The organism is Lysobacter sp. cf310 (assembly GCF_900114355.1).
Classification (GTDB): domain Bacteria; phylum Pseudomonadota; class Gammaproteobacteria; order Xanthomonadales; family Xanthomonadaceae; genus Lysobacter.
Window position 1 is genome coordinate 195,218 of record NZ_FOSS01000004.1, and the last position, 13,940, is coordinate 209,157.

Annotated in this window: 12 protein-coding genes; 3 read left to right on the plus strand and 9 right to left on the minus strand. The window is 71.1% G+C overall.

The window, feature by feature from the left end; translation table 11 throughout:
• Positions 1-15 precede the first annotated feature (15 nt).
• Together BMZ45_RS15365 and BMZ45_RS15370 are read left to right on the plus strand one after the other, a co-directional pair.
• Positions 16-441, plus strand: a complete 426-nt coding sequence (locus tag BMZ45_RS15365; protein ID WP_091637412.1) for a ketosteroid isomerase-related protein — start codon at positions 16-18, stop codon at positions 439-441.
• A gap of 83 nt (positions 442-524) precedes the next feature.
• Positions 525-2,048, plus strand: coding sequence for an ArnT family glycosyltransferase (locus BMZ45_RS15370; RefSeq protein ID WP_091637413.1), 1,524 nt, complete (start codon positions 525-527; stop codon positions 2,046-2,048).
• Between the two features lie 6 nt (positions 2,049-2,054).
• Here the strand turns inward: BMZ45_RS15370 and BMZ45_RS15375 are convergent, their stop codons facing one another.
• Genes BMZ45_RS15375 through bioB form a run of 7 tightly spaced genes read right to left on the minus strand, consistent with a single transcriptional unit; the run spans position 2,055 to position 8,816 of the window.
• Positions 2,055-3,047 carry a multidrug resistance efflux transporter family protein gene (locus tag BMZ45_RS15375; protein ID WP_091637414.1) on the minus strand — a complete coding sequence of 331 codons (993 nt, stop codon included), beginning with the start codon at positions 3,045-3,047 and terminating at the stop codon, positions 2,055-2,057.
• On the minus strand, positions 3,044-4,309 hold the full coding sequence (locus tag BMZ45_RS15380; protein ID WP_091637415.1) for a hypothetical protein: 1,266 nt from the start codon (positions 4,307-4,309) through the stop codon (positions 3,044-3,046). The genes BMZ45_RS15375 and BMZ45_RS15380 overlap by 4 nt, the downstream gene beginning before the upstream one ends.
• Before the next feature lie 2 nt (positions 4,310-4,311).
• Positions 4,312-5,217, minus strand: a complete 906-nt coding sequence (bioC, locus tag BMZ45_RS15385; protein ID WP_091637416.1) for a malonyl-ACP O-methyltransferase BioC — start codon at positions 5,215-5,217, stop codon at positions 4,312-4,314.
• 58 nt (positions 5,218-5,275) lie between these two features.
• Positions 5,276-6,067: a pimeloyl-ACP methyl ester esterase BioH gene (bioH, locus tag BMZ45_RS15390; protein ID WP_091637417.1), complete on the minus strand. Its 792-nt coding sequence runs from the start codon at positions 6,065-6,067 to the stop codon at positions 5,276-5,278.
• Positions 6,068-6,076: 9 nt separating this feature from the next.
• On the minus strand, positions 6,077-6,511 hold the full coding sequence (locus tag BMZ45_RS15395; protein WP_091637418.1) for an ACT domain-containing protein: 435 nt from the start codon (positions 6,509-6,511) through the stop codon (positions 6,077-6,079).
• Positions 6,508-7,740 (minus strand): 8-amino-7-oxononanoate synthase, encoded by a 1,233-nt coding sequence (gene bioF / locus BMZ45_RS15400; protein WP_091637419.1) that lies wholly within the window; start codon positions 7,738-7,740, stop codon positions 6,508-6,510. Before bioF ends, BMZ45_RS15395 begins: the two co-directional genes overlap by 4 nt.
• Positions 7,741-7,745: 5 nt before the next feature.
• Entirely contained in the window at positions 7,746-8,816 is a 1,071-nt protein-coding gene (gene bioB / locus BMZ45_RS15405) for a biotin synthase BioB (protein WP_091637420.1), read from the minus strand.
• A gap of 49 nt (positions 8,817-8,865) precedes the next feature.
• Between bioB and BMZ45_RS15410 the strand changes: the two genes are divergently transcribed.
• On the plus strand, positions 8,866-9,591 hold the full coding sequence (locus BMZ45_RS15410) for a ComF family protein (RefSeq protein WP_091637421.1): 726 nt from the start codon (positions 8,866-8,868) through the stop codon (positions 9,589-9,591).
• A 62-nt stretch (positions 9,592-9,653) separates the two neighbouring features.
• On the opposite strand, the gene BMZ45_RS15415 is transcribed toward BMZ45_RS15410, so the two are convergent.
• Positions 9,654-11,087 (minus strand): short-chain fatty acid transporter, encoded by a 1,434-nt coding sequence (locus tag BMZ45_RS15415; protein ID WP_091637422.1) that lies wholly within the window; start codon positions 11,085-11,087, stop codon positions 9,654-9,656.
• Positions 11,088-11,685: 598 nt separating this feature from the next.
• Positions 11,686-13,911 (minus strand): DUF11 domain-containing protein, encoded by a 2,226-nt coding sequence (locus BMZ45_RS15420; RefSeq protein ID WP_091637423.1) that lies wholly within the window; start codon positions 13,909-13,911, stop codon positions 11,686-11,688.
• Positions 13,912-13,940 lie beyond the last annotated feature (29 nt).

Sequence of the window (13,940 nt, forward strand, 5' to 3'; positions counted from 1 at the left end):
CAGCCAGGCCCCCGAATGAAGATAGACGGTACCCGCAGTCACGACCGTGCCACCGAGGTGGTGCTGGCCTATTACGCCGCCTTCAACCGCGCCGATTGGGACGGCATGCTCGCCCTGCTGTCCGACGACGTCGCCCACGACCTCAACCAGGGCCCGCGCGAAACCGGGCGCGCCGCGTTCGCCGAGTTCCTGCAGCGCATGCAGGCCAGCTACCGCGAGCAGCTGCACGACATCGTGGTGCTGGTCTCGCCCGACGGCAGCCGCGCGGCCGCCGAGTACGTGGTGCACGGCCAGTACCTGGCCAGCGACGCCGGCCTGCCGGAGGCGCGCGGGCAGAAGTACGTGCTGCCCGGCGGCGCGTTCTTCGAGTTGCGCGACGGCCGCATCCAGCGCGTGAGCAACTACTACAACCTGCAGGACTGGATCGCCCAGGTCAGCTGAGCGCGGCGGCCGCGTTTACGACCGATCCGTAACATCCGCTTCGCTAGGCTGTCGCGGCGCCCGTCCGCTCCGAACGGCCCTGCATGCCCAGACTTCCGCGTACGCCCGCCTACTGGATCGCCGCGCTCGCCCTGGCTCTGGCCTTGTGCTTCCTGGGCAGCCGCGGCATCTGGGATCCGGACGAAGGGCGCTACACCAACGTCGCCCTGAACATGCTCGACACCGGCGACTGGATCAATCCGCGTCGCAGTCACGAAGTCGCGCACTGGACCAAGCCGCCGCTGACCTACTGGGCGATCGCCTCCAGCGTGGCGGTGTTCGGCCATCACGCCTGGGCGGCGCGGCTGCCCGCGGCGCTGGCCTATCTGCTCAGCGTGTGGCTAGCCTGGCGCATCGCGCGTCGGCTCGCGCCCGGTTCGCAGGCCCAGGCCGCGACGATCTACGCGACCCTGCCGTTCACCGTCGGCGCCTCGCAGCTGATCACCACCGACTACCTGTTGTCGGCCTGCACCGGGCTGGCGATGTGGGCCTATGTGGAAGCGCGCTTCGGACCGCCGCGCGCCGAGCCGGCGCGCGAACGCTTGCGCGCGCGCGGCTGGATCGCCTGGATGTGGGCTGGCTTCGCCCTGGGCTTTCTGTGCAAGGGCCCGCCGGCGCTGATCCTGCTGCTGCCGATCCTGGCCTTCAACCTGCTCGCGCCGGGCGGCTATCGGATCCTGCAGTGGTCGGGCCTGACGCTGTTCGTGCTGCTGGCGCTGCCCTGGTACGTCGCGGTGATCGCCAATCATCCGGGGCTGTTCAAGTACTTCATCGGCGACGAGGTGGTGAACCGCGTCACCACCAACGAATTCGGCCGTCACGGCGAGTGGTACGGCTGGCTGGAGATCTACCTGCCGACCCTGCTGCTGGGCACGCTGCCGTGGACGCCGGCGCTGTGGCGCTGGGCGCGCGCACTGCCCGCGCACGTGCGCGCATGGCGCGATCGCGCCACGCGCCTGGCCGAGGCGCCGGCGCTGCTGCTGGCGCTGTGGCTGTGGCTGCCGTTGCTGGTGTTCTGTCTGGCGCAGTCGCGCATGCCGCTGTACCTGCTGCCGCTGTTCCTGCCGTTGGCGGTGATCGCGGCGCGCCAGCGCCACGGCGAAGGCCGCGGCCTGCCGGCCTGGCCGCGACTGGCGGCGCTGGTCGCGGTGCTGTTGGCGCTCAAGCTGGCCACGGTGTACTGGCCCACGCACAAGGACGCCGCGGCCTGGGCCGAGGCGATCCGCGCGCGCGCGCCCGGCCCGGTGCACGAAGTGGTGTTCGTCGAGGACATGGCGCGCTACGGCCTGCACCTGCACCTGGACACCGAGATCGAGAAGGTTTCGCTGGAGCCGGCGCCGGGCGCGCCCTTCAATCCCGAGTTCGACGAATCGCTGGCGCAGGAACTGGCCGAGCACGAGCCCGGCACGATCTGGATCTGCAAGCAAACGATGTGGCCGCGCCTGCGCGCGCGCATCGCCACGCTCGGCTATCGCGCGAGCGCGCTGGGCGCGCCCTACGAGCGCCGGGTGATCTTCCAGGTCGAGTTCGCGCCGCGTCTGGCGCGGCCGGCCGACGCGCCGCGCTGACCCGGCTCAGGCACCGCGGTCGCTGCGCAGTTCCTGGGTGCGGTGATCGTCGCCGGCCGCCGCGCGCGCGGCGACCAGGCTGAAGGCGACGATGCCGACCACCACGATGGCCGCGCCCAACAGGCTGCGTCCCTGCGGCCAGGCCTCGCCCAGCCACAGCGCGCCGATCAGGGTGGCGAACAGAATCTCCGCGGCCTGCATCGCCTCGGCCGCGGCCAGCGCGGTGGGGTCGTTGCGAACCATGCCGGTGGCCTGGAAGAACAGCACGGTCGCGATCACGCCCGCACCCAAGGCCACGCCCGCGGCCAGCCACAACTGCCCGGCCGACGGCATGCCGGCCTGCGCGAAGGCGTACACCGCCACCGCGATCCACAAGGGCTGGCTGGCCAGGGTCATGCCGAACACGCGCTGGGTCGCGTTCAATTCGACGCCGCTGCGCTCCAGATGCAGCAGCAGGCCGCGATTGCCCAGCGGATAGGCGAAGGCCGACACCGCCACGCAGATCAATGCGATCCAGCCCTCGCGGTCCAGCTGGCCGCCGCCGTGACCCAGCTGCAGCAGCAGCACGCCGGCCACCACCACCGCGCCGGCCAGCAAGGCCGGCAGCGGAATCCGCGCGCGCGCGTCGCGGTACAGGAACGGCGCGCACAACATGCCGGCGATCACGGTGAGCTGGAAGGTGCCCGCGACCAGCCACGAGGGCCCGCTCGCCGCGGCCCAGCTCAGGCAGACGTAGAACAGCACGAAGCCGATGCCGCTCCACAGCAACCAAGGCCAGGGCTGCGCGCGGATCGCGCGCCACACCGGCGCCGCGCCGCCCTGCATCGGCATCACCACCAGCAGCAGCGGCAGGGTGATCAGATAGCGCAAGGACGCCGTCCACGCCCAATGCCCGCCGCCGACCGCGGCGGCGCGGTTGAGCACATAGGTGCAGGTGAAGAAGAACGCCGAGGCGAGCGCGATCGCGACCGCGGCCAGGGCGAGGCGACGTGGGGTCATGGCGGCGCTCCAGGCGCATGCGCGTCGGGATAGCGACGCAGGCAATCGAGGACGATGGCTTCGATATCTCGCTCGGGTTCGGTATCGAAATGACGCAGGTAATCGGGATAGCGCGGCCACTCGTGCACGTTGCGCGAACCGCCGTGCACGAGTTCGTTACGCAAGTCGAACAACCAGGCCGCCCTGTCCGCCGCCGAAGCCAGCGCCGACACCCGGCGCACGCCCTCGACGATGCTGTCCTCGACCCGGCCGCGCACGCCGAACAGCGCGTCCAGGGCGATGAAGTAGTGCAGGTAGTAGGCGATGTCGTCCGAGCCCATGGCCAGGTTGACGAAGCACAGCGCGTTGCCGAGCCGTTGCGCCGCATCCGCCGGCAAGGCGGCGCGCGCGAGGTTCCAGGCGCGGATGCGCGGCGCCAGCAAGGCGACTTCGTTCTCGTCGCCATAGCAGGGATAGATCAGGCCCAGCCCGGACAGCTCGTGGCCGCTGCGCAGCGGGCCGTCCTGCAGCAGCAGACAGTGCTCCTGCGCTTCCTGGGCGACGCGATGACGACGGCGTCCGTCGCTCCAGAACGCATACACCGCGGCCATCGCTTGTTGCGCGTCGCGCTTGTAGCGTTGGCGCACGCCTTCCTTGCTGCCCTGGTAGTCGCCGACCAGCCAGGCATGGAACAGGCCTTGGCGAAAGCCGATCCTGCTGCCGGTCAGGTGGCCGCTCAGCGGGCTCCAATTCGCGAGTACGCGGCCGCCGTTCAACGAACGCCAATAGCTATCGTCGTCGGGCCGCACGATGCGCAGGTTCGCAAAGCCCAGATCGGCGCTGGCGCCGACGATCCGGTACAGCGGATGGATCGCGATCCAGCGGCCGCTGTCGCCCAGCAGTTGCGCTTCCATCGCCGCATGCAGGCGATCGACCGCGTCGGCCTCGGCGACGGCCAGGCGATCGAACAAGGAACCCTCGTGCGCCGTGAGCACGCCGTCGAACAGGTTCGGATCCAGGCAATGCGCTTGCAGGGTGTCATGGATCAGATCGACCACGTGCATCAATTCGTGATGACCGCGCTCGGCGCGCTCCAGATAGCTCGCGGCCAGCAGCTTGACGCTACGTTCGGCGCGCGGCGTGCGCCACCAAGTGACCGTCGGACTGGGCGCGAACGGATGCAGATCGACCGCGATGAAGCTGGTCTCGCGCCCGCCCTCGGGCTCGCGGCCCAGGCGAATCTCGCGCAGCAGCGACAGCCAGCCGGCGCGCAGCGTGCGCATGCTCAGCCCCGTCTCCGAATCGGAATCTTCGCCACCGGCACCTGCACTTCGTCGACGCCGCCGACCCGGATCGGCGTGCCTGGCTGCGGGCCCCAGGCGTGCGCGTACACCACTTCCCAGGTCGCGGGCAGGCGGCCGTCGGGAGCGCGCAGCGCCTCGTAGGCCTGCGCCGCGCGCGCGAACCGCGCACGGCCGGTGAGGCTGCGGCGGCGCTCGCGCATGGCGTTGGTCGCGCCCAGGGTGCGCAGTTCGCGCATCAGGCCGCCGAGGTCGTCGTGGCCGAGCACGAATTCGTCGCGGTCCAGCACCGGGTCCTTGAAGCCGGCCGCGATCAAGGCGTCGCCGAACTGCGCGATCGACGGGAACAGGCTCACATGCGGCGTGTTGTCGGCTTCGGCGAAGGCGCCGCGCAGCTCGAACAAGGTGTCGGGGCCGAAGGTCGACACCAGCAGCAGGCCGCCGGGCTTGAGCACGCGGCGGAAACCGGCGAACACCGTCGGCAGGTCCTCGACCCATTGCAGGCACAGATTGGAATACAGCACATCGACGCTGGCGTCGCGCAGCGGCAGCGCGCGCGCATCGGCGCAGATCGCGTCGGGCCGGCGCGCACCGCCGAGGAAACGCGGCAATCCGCCGCCGGCGTTGTGACGGGTTTCCTGCAGCATCGGCAGGGCTAGATCCAGCGCGACGACCTGGGCGCGCGGCCAGCGCTTCTGCATCGCGATCGCGGCGTGGCCGGGGCCGCAGCCGACATCGACCACCAGCTCGGGCGCGCGGTCCTCCAGATAATCCAGCGTCTCGGACAGGCGCGCGCCGACTTCGCGTTGCAAGGCGGCGGCGCCGTCGTAACCGTGCGCGGCGCGGGAGAAAGCGCGACGGACTTGGCGGTGGTCGAACAGATCGGTCATCGGTAGGGCAACTTCGGTGGCGCGCGTTCGTCGTGGGCGCGACGTCCGCGCAGGGAGATCAGGGCGATGCGCCGGCGGCGCTGGCCGACGGCAGGGACGCGGCGAATTCGTCGATCAGGTGCGCGACCTGCTCGGCCGCGCTCAGGAAGGGCGCGTGGCCGGCGCGGTCCAGCACCACGCTGCGGCCGCCGGGCGCGAGCGCGGCCGCGGCCGGCATCGCACCGGCCGGCACCAGGCGGTCGCGGCGGCCGGAGATCCACAGGCTGGGCACGCGCAGGCTCGGCAACTCGGCGCGCACGTCGATCGCATCGAGCAAGCGCAGGCCTTCCTGCAAGGCGTGCTCGGCCGGCTCGCCGCGCTCGAAGGCCTGGCTGCGCAGCTTGCGCAACTCGTCCTGCGCGCTGGCCGAGCCCAAGGCCTCCAGGGCCAGAAAGCCCTCGAGCGTGCCGCGGAAATCGCGCTTGAGCGCGTCGCCGAAATCGCGGAACAGGTTAGGCGACACGCCGTGCGGCCAGTCGGCGCCGGTCACGAAGCGCGGCGAGGACGCGATCATCACCAGGCCGCGTACCTGTTGCGGATGGTCGAGCGCGGCGCGCAGCGCGAACTGCCCGCCCAGCGACCAGCCCAGCCAGACCGCATCGGGAATGCGCGCGACCAGCTCGGCGGCCAGCGGCGCGGGTTCCAGCGCGGTGCGGTCCTCGCGGGCGTGGCCGTGCCCGGGCAGATCGATCAGATGCAGGGTGTAGTCGTCGGCCAGGCGCTCGACCAGCGGCGCGAACAGGCCGCCGTGCATGGCCCAGCCGTGGATCAGCGCCAGCGAAGGTCCGCTGCCGAGGGTTTGCGCGTCCATGAGCAACCCTCAGCGCGCGTCGGCCGGTCGCCGCAGCGCGGCCAGGGCCGCGACCGCGTCGGCGGCGCGCTCTGCCGGCACCAGCAGATGGTCGTGATGCAGCCCCGCGAGCACGTTGCAGGCGATGCCGCGCGCGCTCAACGCGGCCGACACCGCGGCGGTCAGGCCGACCGCGTCCAGCGCCGAGTGCACGCTCAGGCTCAGCCAGGCGGCGACGAAGTCGTAGCCTAGCCCGCGCGCATCGGCGTCGGCGCGTGCGAGCACGTAGCTCGCGCCTTCGTCTTCGCGCACGCTGGCGTGAGCGAGCGCGGCCAGTTCGGGATCGTGCTGGATGCTGGCGACGTAGACGTACTCGCCGGCACGCCGCCGCACGTCCAGGCTGGCCAGCATCAGCGCGAGGTCGCGTTCGGCGACCGGGCGCGCGGCGACGGGCGCCGCGGTCATGGTGCGGGCGTGGCGCGCAGCTCGGCTGCAGCGACGGTCGGCGCGCGGCCCAGGCCGGCGCGCTCGGCGGCGCGCGCGAACGCTTCGATCAAACCGTCGACGTCGGCCGGCGTATGCAGCGCCGACAGCGTCACCCGCAGGCGGGCACGGCCCTCGGCCACGGTCGGCGGACGGATCGCCGCGACCCAGTAGCCGCTTTCCTCGAGCGAACGCGCCATCGCGATCGCGCGCGCGTCGTCGCCGCAGATCACCGGCTGGATCGGCGTGCTCGAGGACTGCAGTTCCAGGCCCAGCTTGCGCGCGCCTTCGCAGAAGCGCTGGGTCAGTTCGACCAGCTTGTCGCGCCGCCAATGTTCGTTGCGCGCCAGCTTGACCGCGGCCAGCGTGGCCGCGGCCTGGGCCGGCGGCAGTGCGGTGGTGTAGATGTGACTGCGCGCGGTTTCGGCCAGGTGGCCGATCAGGTCGGCGTCGCCGTGCAGCGCGGCGCCGTAGCTGCCCAGGGCCTTGCCGAAGGTCGCCAGCTGCAGCGGCACTTCGCGCACCGACAGCTTCACCGAGGCGACCGAACCGCGGCCCTCGGGGCCGATCACGCCCACGCCGTGGGCGTCGTCGATGTACAGCAAGGCTTTCTGCGCGCGCGCGATCAGGGCCAGATCGCGCAACGGCGCGATGTCGCCGTCCATGCTGAAGACGCCGTCGCTGGCCAGCATGGCCATGCCTTCGGGCACGCTGCGCAGCTGGCGGATCGCGCCTTCGGCGTCGGCATGCGGATAGCGGCGCAGGCGGCAGTTGGCCAGGCGCGCGGCGTCGATCAGGCTGGCGTGGTTGAGCCGGTCCTGCACGCAGACGTCGTCTTCGCCGAGCAGGCCCTGCACCGCGGCCAGGTTGGCCATGAAGCCGCTGCCGAACAGCAGCGCGCGCGGCGAGCCCAGCCAGTCGGCGATCTCGCGCTCCAGCGCCTCGTGGATGGCGTGATGGCCGCAGACCAGATGCGAGGCGACGCCGCCGGCGCCCTCGCGCGAGGCCGCGTCCTGCAAGGCGCCGACCACGCCGAAATGCTGCGACAGACCGAGGTAGTCGTTACCGCAGAAGTTGAGCAGCTTGCGGCCGTCGACTTCGCAGCGCGCGCCGTCGCGGTGGGTGACTTTGCGCATGACGCGGGTGCGCGAGGTCGCCTCGCGCTGTTCGCGCGCGGCGGCGATGCGTTCGGGCCATTGCGCTCGTTGCATGGTGGTCAGGCTGCGCAGGAGTGGGAAGGCGCCGCATCGGTTTCGACGATGTCGGCGTGTACGGTGGCCGATTCTTCCATGATCTGCATCGGCCGCAGGCCCAGGCGCTCGAACAGCGCCATATCGCGCTCGGTGTCCGGGTTACCCGTGGTCAATAGCTTCTCACCATAGAAGATCGAATTGGCGCCGGCCAGAAAGCACAGGGCCTGGAGCTCGTCGGACATGCTCTCGCGGCCGGCCGACAGGCGCACCATCGAGCGCGGCATCAACAGGCGGGCGACCGCGATGGTGCGCACGAACTCGAACGGGTCCAGCTCGGCGGTGCCGGCCAGGGGGGTGCCCTCGACCTGGACCAGGCGGTTGATCGGCACCGAATCCGGGTGCGCGGGCAGGTTGGCCAGGGTCTGCAGCAGGCCGGCGCGCTGGCTGCGCGACTCGCCCATGCCGACGATGCCGCCGCAGCAGGTCTTCATGCCGACGTCGCGCACGTGCGCCAGCGTGTCCAGGCGGTCCTGGAACTCGCGGGTGTGGACGATCTCGTTGTAGAACTCCGGCGCGGTGTCCAGGTTGTGGTTGTAGTAGTCCAGACCGGCCGATTTCAGGGCCTTGGCCTGGTCGCCCGAGAGCATGCCCAGGGTGGCGCAGGTCTCCAGACCCAGCGCCTTGACCTCGCGGATCATGGCCGCGACCTTGGGGATGTCGCGGTCCTTGGGCGAGCGCCAGGCCGCGCCCATGCAGAAGCGCGAGGCGCCGGCGGCCTTGGCCTGCTTGGCCTTCTCCAGCACCGCCTCGGTGCTCATCAGCTTGGTGGCGTCGACGCCGGTGTGGTAACGCGCGGCCTGCGGGCAGTAGCTGCAGTCCTCCGGGCAGCCGCCGGTCTTGACCGACAGCAGGGTGCTGACCTGTACCTCGGTGGCGTCGAAGTACTCTCGGTGGGCGCTGGCGGCGCGGTGCAGCAGTTCCGGGAACGGCAGATCGAACAGGGCGCGCACTTCGGTGCGCGACCAGTCGTGGCGCAGGTTCCGCGGGGGCGAAACGGCCGACTCGGCGACGGGGACTTTACTGACGACGGACATGGAGGTTTTCCGGCAGACGACACGGGGCAGAGCCGGCAGTCTGGAAAGCATGGACGACGCTGTCAACCAAACCCACCCCTGCGCGGTTGACGGCCGCCTGGCCCGGCTCGGGCGTGGGCTGTGGCCGGCGCGCTGCCTGGTCTGCGGCGAGCGCGGCGCGGACGGCCGCGATCTGTGCCGGGCCTGCGCGCGCGCCCTGCCCTGGAACGGCTGCGCCTGCCCGCGTTGCGCGCTGCCGCTGCCGACGCCGGCCCTGGCTTGCGGGCGTTGCCTGAAACGCCCGCCGGCACTGGACGCGGTGCGCGCCGCCTTCGTCTACGGCAGCCCGCTGGACCGCCTGCTGCCGCGACTGAAGTTCCACGACGACCTCGCCGCCGGCCGCCTGCTGGCCGCCCTGATGCTGGACGATCCGTGGCGTCCGGCGCCGGCCGCCCTGATCGCGATCCCGCTGGCGCGCGCCCGCCTGCGCGAACGCGGTTACGACCAGGCCCGCGAACTGGCCCGGCCCTTGGCGCGGGCCTTGGGCGCGCCCCTGCTCGCGGGCGCACTGCAGCGCACCCGCGACACCCCGCCGCAGTCCAGCCTGGGCGCGCTGGCGCGGCGGCGCAATCTGCGCGGCGCGTTCGCGGCCGGCTTCGGTGGCGCGCCGCCGGCGCGGGTGCTGCTGATCGACGACGTCATGACCACCGGCGCGACCCTGCATGCGGCCGCGCGCGCGCTGCGGCGCGCGGGCGTGGCGCGGGTGGAGGCCTGGGTATGCGCGCGGGTGCCGTGAGCCTCGCGCTGAACTGCTGCCACGCGATCGGTGCCGTGGCGGTCGCCTGGCTCAGGCGCGCGCTACGGCATCACCGGTGGCTGATAGCTCAAGGTCAGCCCGAGCGCCCACAGCAGGCCCAGCACCAGCGGGATATGCACCAGCAACTGCACGAAGGTGAAGCCGACGATGTCGCGCGCCTTCAGGCCCAGCACGCCCAGCAGCGGCAGCATCCAGAACGGATTGATCAGGTTGGGCAGCGCTTCGGCCGCGTTGTAGACCTGCACCGCCCAGCCCAGGTGCACCTTCAGGTCGATCGCCGCCTGCATCACGTAGGGCGCCTCGATGATCCACTTGCCGCCGCCGGAGGGCACGAAGAAACCCAGCACCGCCGAGTAGGCGCCCATTACCAGGGCGAAGGTATCGGCGCTGGCGATGTGCACGAACACGCTGGACAAGTGATGGGCGAGGGTCTCGCCGCCGTGGCCCGGCGCCGAGGTCAGCAGCGCGGCGATGCCGCCGTAGAGCGGGAACTGGATCAGCACGCCGGTGGTGCTGGGCACCGCGCGCGCGACCGCGTCGAGGAAGCTGCGCGGGCGCCAGTGCAACAGCAGGCCCAGGGTCAGGAACAGGAAGTTGTAGGTGTTGAGGCTGGCGATCGCGCTCACCGCGGGCTTGCTCGCGAACTCGTAGACCAGCCAGCCCACGCCCAGCGCCGACAGCGCGATGGTGATCAACGGGCTGTACTCCAGCCACTCGCCCGGGCGCGTGCGCGGCGGCAGCGCCGGCGTGGCCTGGCGCTGATCGGCACCGAACTCGCTGGCGCGCCGCACCGAGGCGCCGCGCGGCGCGGTCACGTAGCACACCAGCAGCGACACCCCGATCAGCGCGGCGGTGAGCGCGATCGACTGCCACAGGAAGATGGTCTGGCTGAAAGGGATCACGCCGGTGATCGCCAGCAGCGCCGGCGGCATGCTGGCCGGGTTGGCCTGCAACTGCGCGGCCGAGGAGCTCAAGCCCATCGCCCAGACCGCGCCCAGGCCCAGGTAGGCGGCGGCGCCGGCGGCGCGGTAATCCATGTCCAGGTCCTCGCGCCGCGCCAACGCGCGCACCAGCAGGCCGCCGAACACCAGCGAGAAACCCCAGCTCAGCAAGGACGTCAGCATGCTCAGCAGGCCGACGTAGCAGATCGCGCCGCGACCGCTGCGCGGCACGCGCGCCAAGGCATCGATCAGGCGCGCCACCGCCGGCGCGGTCGCCACCACATAGCCGCCGATCACCACGAAGGCCATCTGCATGGTGAAGGGGATCAGGCTCCAGTAGCCCTCGCCGAACGCGCTGGCGGTGGCCTTGGGCGTGGCGCCGAAGCCCAGCGCGGCCAGCGCGACCACGATCACCGCCAGCGCCGCGAACACGTAGGCATCCGGAAACCAGCGCTCGGCCCAGGCGGCGCTGCGCAGGGCGAAACGCGCGAGCGCACCGTCGTTGGCGGGAGCGGACGCGGCGGTCGGGGTCATGGTCGAGGTTTCCGGCGGCGATGGACACGAAGATTCTGCGCGGCCCTGCGGCGAGCGCCGTTAGCACTTTAGTCGCAGCGAGGGCGCGGTTTGCGATGGGAGTCCGACATTGGCTCCTCAGTGATAGAAGACCTCTCCCGCTTGCGAGGTGAGGGGCAGCGCTTGCGAGCCACTGGTTCGCGCTGCACCGAATGCCCGACCGCTGTGCGCTCGGGCCGAGGTATGGGCCGGCGCGGGCAGCACACAAGCCCCTCTCCCGCTTGCGGGGTGAGGCGTGGCGCGAGCCACTGGCTCGCGCTGGGCCGAACGCCCGACCGCTGTGCGGTCGGGCCGGGGTGTGGGTTGGGGTGAGGGCAACGAGCGCCGTAGGCGCAAGCCTCTACTGCTGCTGCTCCAGCGGAGCAACAACAAAAGCACCCCTCACCCTAGCCCTCTCCCGCAAGCGGGAGAGGGGACCAAGCTTTGTGAGCTCAGCCTGGAACGAACTATCGCCGGACAGGGTTCAAGGTGAGTTTTTCGAACCATCTGCAGCAGGGCTCTCACGACTCCAAGCCGTGCGTGCGTCCAGCTCCGCACAGGTTGCATCGCACACCCACCCTCAATACCCACCGCTCTCCGCCGCGAACCGCACCGGCACCGTGATGGTCGCGCTGCCGCCGTTGTTGAGACTCACGCTCAGACTCACCGCGCTGTCGCCGGCGGTGCCGCCCGAGGCCGCGCAACTGCCGCCGCTGGCGACGCAGGACCAGGGGCCGTTCAAGCTCACACCGGTCGGCAGGTTGTCGCTGATCTGCGCGGCGGTGGCGACGTCCGGGCCGTTGTTGACCACGGTCAGGGTGTAGGTGGCGGTGCCGCCCGGGGTGTAGGTCGCCGCGCCGTCGCTCTTGCTGATGCTCAGGTCGGCCTGACGCAGCGCATTGGTGATGGTGCAGCTCAGGTCGTCGCCGGCGCTGGGCGAGAACTCGGGCCATTGCTGGCGATTGCCGACATTGTTGCCGCCGCCGGAGGGCAGCAGCGTCGCCGAGCCGACGCTGGCGTTGCTGCAACTCAGCGACACGCGGTAGGCGCTGGGCGCCTGGTCCGGGCCGGCCGGCGAGGTCTTGATCGCCTCTTCGAACTGCATGGTGCTGCCGGCGGGCAGGATGGTCACGCCCGTGCTCGCGCTGGTCGGCGCGGCGCCGCCGCTGGTGGCGGCGCTGGCGGCGAGGATGCCGCCGGAATAGATCCGCACCGTGGCCTGGTCGCTGGCGCCCACGCGCGCCTGCAACTGCTTGCTCAGATTGACCCAGACCGGCGTCGGCGTCGGGCGGCAGGCGCTGGCGTCGAAATTGGTGTTGCCGATCAGGCCGCGCAGCACCGCGCGCACGCCATTGTGCAGGCCGCTGCCGGCGGCGCTGGGCGCGGCGCAGGCGTCGTTGCTGGTGCTGCCGCCGCGATTCACCCGCACGCGCACGTTGATCACATAGGTATCGGTCTGCCCCGCCGTGAGGTTGCGCCACTGCCCCTGCAGCAGCCACGGGCCGCTGCCGCTCAATGCGCTCGAAGCGCCGCCGTTGAAGGTGTAGCCAGCCGAGACGATGCTGGTATCCGGATCCAGGCCGGGCGTATCGGTAAGGCTGTAGCTGGCCGTGACCAGGCTGGGGTTGTTGACCGTCACCGTGTAGCGGACGTCGGACAGATCGGCGCTGCCGGCCACCGCCACCGGCGCATCGGCATTCTTGTTGACGGCCAGGCTCGCGTCGTCGTCGGTGATGGTGTAGCTGCGCGTGTTCTGGGCGGCGCCGCCGCAACTGGTGATGGAGGTCAGCAGGAACGGCAGCGGCGAGCCGGTGGGCGGCGAGATCCGCAGCGCAATGGTTTCGTTGCCTTCCGGCAGGATGTCGTTGGTGATCGCGATCGGCAGCGTGATCAGGCTGCCGCTGCCGCCGTCGTAGGTGCCCGCGGGCACGGTCACGTTGAAGGTGGCCGCGTTGCCCGGCGTGGTGTAGTCCACGCCCAGGGTCGCGGTGCCGCCGGTGACCTGCACCTGCACGGTCAGCCCGCCCGCCGGCACGGTGCCGTTGATGCGCAGCGCCGGCAGATTGCCGCCGGTGGACTCGGGCGAGGAACTGCTGGGCTGATCGAATTCGACGAAAGGTCGCAGCACCAACTGGATCGCGTCGAGGAAGTTGCCGACCGTGAGATCGCCGCCCGCCGTGCTGATCGATTCGAAACCCAGGCTGTTGGTGCCGGTGGCGCCGGCGTAGGTGAAGTTGCCGCTGTAGTCGACCCAGCCGTTGCCGCCGGCGACCGGCGCGTTGGCGGTGCCCTGCGAGACCGTCGGGGTATCGAAGGCGCCGTTGCTGGTGGTGCCGACCCGGATCACGGTCGAGGACGCGCCGACCTTCATCTCGGCCACGTCGCGCACGCTGGCGCTGCTGCGGCCGCGGTGGCTGAACACCCAGTCGATGCGCTCGCCGTTGATCATGCACACGTTCTGATACATGCGCGAAGTCGCGGCGGCGTTGAGCTCGGCGAATTGCCTGCCCTCGCGCGCAGGCACGCCGTTGAAGCTGTTGGCCCAAAGCTCCATCAGCCGCCCGCTGGTGCCGACCGAGGCCGGCGGCACGCAGCTGCCGCCGGCGGTGCCGATGGGATGGGTGGTGGTCCAGCCGGGAATCGCGCCTTCCGGGATCAGCGCGTAGCAGGCCGTGGTGCCGTTGCCGAGCACGGGCGCTTCGAAACCGATGTTGATGAAGCTGCGTTGGACCTGCGCGGCGGCAGGCAAGGCGAGGCAGGCGATGGCGAGCGCGGACAAGCCGCGAAGCAGACGACGTTGAGTCATGTATCCCCCTGTTACGTGACCAGTGTCAC

Excerpts from the sequence above, each read along its gene's own strand:
- BMZ45_RS15365 (WP_091637412.1), top strand. The coding sequence starts at position 16 with ATGAAGATAGACGGTACCCGCAGTCACGACCGTGCCACCGAGGTGGTG.
- BMZ45_RS15370 (WP_091637413.1), top strand. The coding sequence starts at position 525 with ATGCCCAGACTTCCGCGTACGCCCGCCTACTGGATCGCCGCGCTCGCC.
- BMZ45_RS15375 (WP_091637414.1), bottom strand. The coding sequence starts at position 3,047 with ATGACCCCACGTCGCCTCGCCCTGGCCGCGGTCGCGATCGCGCTCGCC.
- BMZ45_RS15380 (WP_091637415.1), bottom strand. The coding sequence starts at position 4,309 with ATGCGCACGCTGCGCGCCGGCTGGCTGTCGCTGCTGCGCGAGATTCGC.
- bioC (WP_091637416.1), bottom strand. The coding sequence starts at position 5,217 with ATGACCGATCTGTTCGACCACCGCCAAGTCCGTCGCGCTTTCTCCCGC.
- bioH (WP_091637417.1), bottom strand. The coding sequence starts at position 6,067 with ATGGACGCGCAAACCCTCGGCAGCGGACCTTCGCTGGCGCTGATCCAC.
- BMZ45_RS15395 (WP_091637418.1), bottom strand. The coding sequence starts at position 6,511 with ATGACCGCGGCGCCCGTCGCCGCGCGCCCGGTCGCCGAACGCGACCTC.
- bioF (WP_091637419.1), bottom strand. The coding sequence starts at position 7,740 with ATGCAACGAGCGCAATGGCCCGAACGCATCGCCGCCGCGCGCGAACAG.
- bioB (WP_091637420.1), bottom strand. The coding sequence starts at position 8,816 with ATGTCCGTCGTCAGTAAAGTCCCCGTCGCCGAGTCGGCCGTTTCGCCC.
- BMZ45_RS15410 (WP_091637421.1), top strand. The coding sequence starts at position 8,866 with ATGGACGACGCTGTCAACCAAACCCACCCCTGCGCGGTTGACGGCCGC.
- BMZ45_RS15415 (WP_091637422.1), bottom strand. The coding sequence starts at position 11,087 with ATGACCCCGACCGCCGCGTCCGCTCCCGCCAACGACGGTGCGCTCGCG.
- BMZ45_RS15420 (WP_091637423.1), bottom strand. The coding sequence starts at position 13,911 with ATGACTCAACGTCGTCTGCTTCGCGGCTTGTCCGCGCTCGCCATCGCC.